The organism is Polyangiaceae bacterium (assembly GCA_020633205.1).
Taxonomy (GTDB): Bacteria; Myxococcota_A; Polyangia; order Polyangiales; family Polyangiaceae; genus JAHBVY01.
In genome coordinates this window covers 1-1,934 of the sequence record JACKEB010000038.1, presented here as the reverse complement: position 1 = coordinate 1,934, position 1,934 = coordinate 1, and the positions used below count along the sequence as shown (strand labels likewise).

At 62.3% G+C, this 1,934-nt stretch carries 3 protein-coding genes; all 3 read right to left on the bottom strand.

The window, feature by feature from the left end; all coding sequences use genetic code 11:
* A partial coding sequence (locus tag H6718_37110; GenBank protein ID MCB9591083.1) for a patatin-like phospholipase family protein occupies nt 1-132 on the bottom strand: 132 nt, incomplete at its 3' end.
* A gap of 468 nt (nt 133-600) precedes the next feature.
* The gene (locus tag H6718_37105; protein MCB9591082.1) at nt 601-1,068 is read right to left on the bottom strand and encodes a hypothetical protein; all 468 of its coding nucleotides are present in this window, start codon (nt 1,066-1,068) and stop codon (nt 601-603) included.
* A 144-nt stretch (nt 1,069-1,212) separates the two neighbouring features.
* On the bottom strand, nt 1,213-1,934 hold a 722-nt coding region (locus H6718_37100; protein MCB9591081.1), incomplete at its 5' end, for a beta-ketoacyl synthase chain length factor.

The window sequence follows — 1,934 nt, the reverse complement described above, 5'->3', positions numbered from 1 at the left end:
TGGGGCAATCCCCAGCTCTTCACAGGCACGCAGAACACCCAAGTGAGCGATGCCCCGCGCTGCACCACCGGTGCCTACGAACGCGACCTTTGGACGACGGGGAAACGCTGGACCATTTTCGGGCTTCGGCATCGGACTCCTCTGGCTCTCGAGCGCCCCCCACTCTCGAGCCAACCGCTAGGCGGCCAAAACTGCCCACTCTGGGCATCGAAACACTAATGCAACCATCCTGTAACCTGTAGGACGACCGAGCTCACGGGCAACTTCACGACGAAGTTTCAGTCAGCTCCGACCGACACCCACGCTTCCCTACCTCACGCGACCGAGTGCATCCGGATTGGGACGCGGCGTTGATCACCGAACCCTGCACACGTTCACGGACCCTGCACACGTCCCAGGCTGGCTTTTTTTTGGGGGGGGAGAGGCACGTTGCAAAGCAGAACGCGCCACGCCCACACGCGTTGCACAGCCGCGCATCACGCATCACGCATCACGCGAGAATCGCAAATAAGGCTGGGAGCGAGCACCCGAACGCGCCACGTGTTGCAGGGCGCGCCAGCGTCCACTTTGCCAGCCCCCGAACTCGGCGCTCCGCGGCGTCTACATTCCGCTGATGATGCGGAACGATTCTCCGTGCGGAACCAACTCCAAGCGATTGTCGGCGACCTTGCGCCGCCACACCTCACCTTGATGCGTTGGGATGCGGTAGCTCGCGCTGTAGGTGAAGTCGACGTAGATCACGTTCTTGCGCCCACGCCCAATCTGGCGATAGCGGATCTCGTAGCGGATGTTGCGCGTCTCACGGAACTTGGACTTCAGGTACTCTTCGAGTCCCGCGTAGTCGATGTCGTCCTGCGAGTCGGTGTTGCCACCATCCTCGTAGTAGCGCTTGTCCGCTAGCTTCAGCAGCAGCGCGATGTTCTGGCGCTCGACTGCCTTGCGATACTCCTCACAGAAGTCGACGACACGCTGGTTGTACTCCGTGTCCTCGACGTCGGTATTTGGAATGTAGTGAGTCTTGCAGCCCACGAGGAGCAGCGCGAAGCAAAGCCCGAGCAGGGTCTTCATGATCCGGTTCATGATCGTCGCCCGCTGAATACGGGAAGTGTTTGAGGCAGCATCAGACACGAGCGGCAGCATTCGCGAGCCCAACATGAGCAAGGGGCGTTCCATTCCGCGCGAGCCTACTTGTCTTCGCGCATCGCGCAACCATCAAGACCCCTGCAATCCCTGGTCTTTTAGCCAAGCAGATAGCGTTGGCCAGCCCGGCTGAGCGGTCGCGGGCGACCCTGGCCCAACCTGGGAGGGATCCGGCCAGCTTGAACCTGAGTTGCCGCTCAGCCGCGCCAAAATGTCAGCCCTCAGGGGGAGTAGGCTGGGAGTTGTGCCTTCTTGGCGCTGGGCACTCAAGCGTATCGCCAGCGCACCATGAGCGGGAGGAGGCGCGTTCGCGCACTCGAGCAACCGATCCACCGCCGCCCCTCGATGGTCTGCCACGATCACTAGCATGTGTTCCGCGTGGCCTCCCTGGAGCAACTCCAAAGCGACCAGCAACGCCTCGAACGGGGCTGCGTACCCAGCGCCCACGCTGGTGCAGGGTCCACCCAGGCCGAAGAGGATTGAAACCATGCCCGGAGCGAGGTTGGGACTCGTCGCGGGAAACTTCCGCGGATCCGCTCGGCCATGCCCGCGCTCGGTCAGGCGGGCCTGATACGCAGCGTTGTGCTCCATGCTTCCGAGCACGCTTCCCATCACGACCCCCGTACGTTGTCGCTCCCCCCGAGGCTCGTTCATTTCCTCCGGGATAACATCAAGAGCCGCGCTACAACACAGTGCGCTCAACGTATCCAGTCGTCGCACGTGGATTGGATCCAGACTCGAGTGCGCGATGAGCGCGTCGGTTCGCGGACTGCTCTGTGGTGTTCCGCACTGGG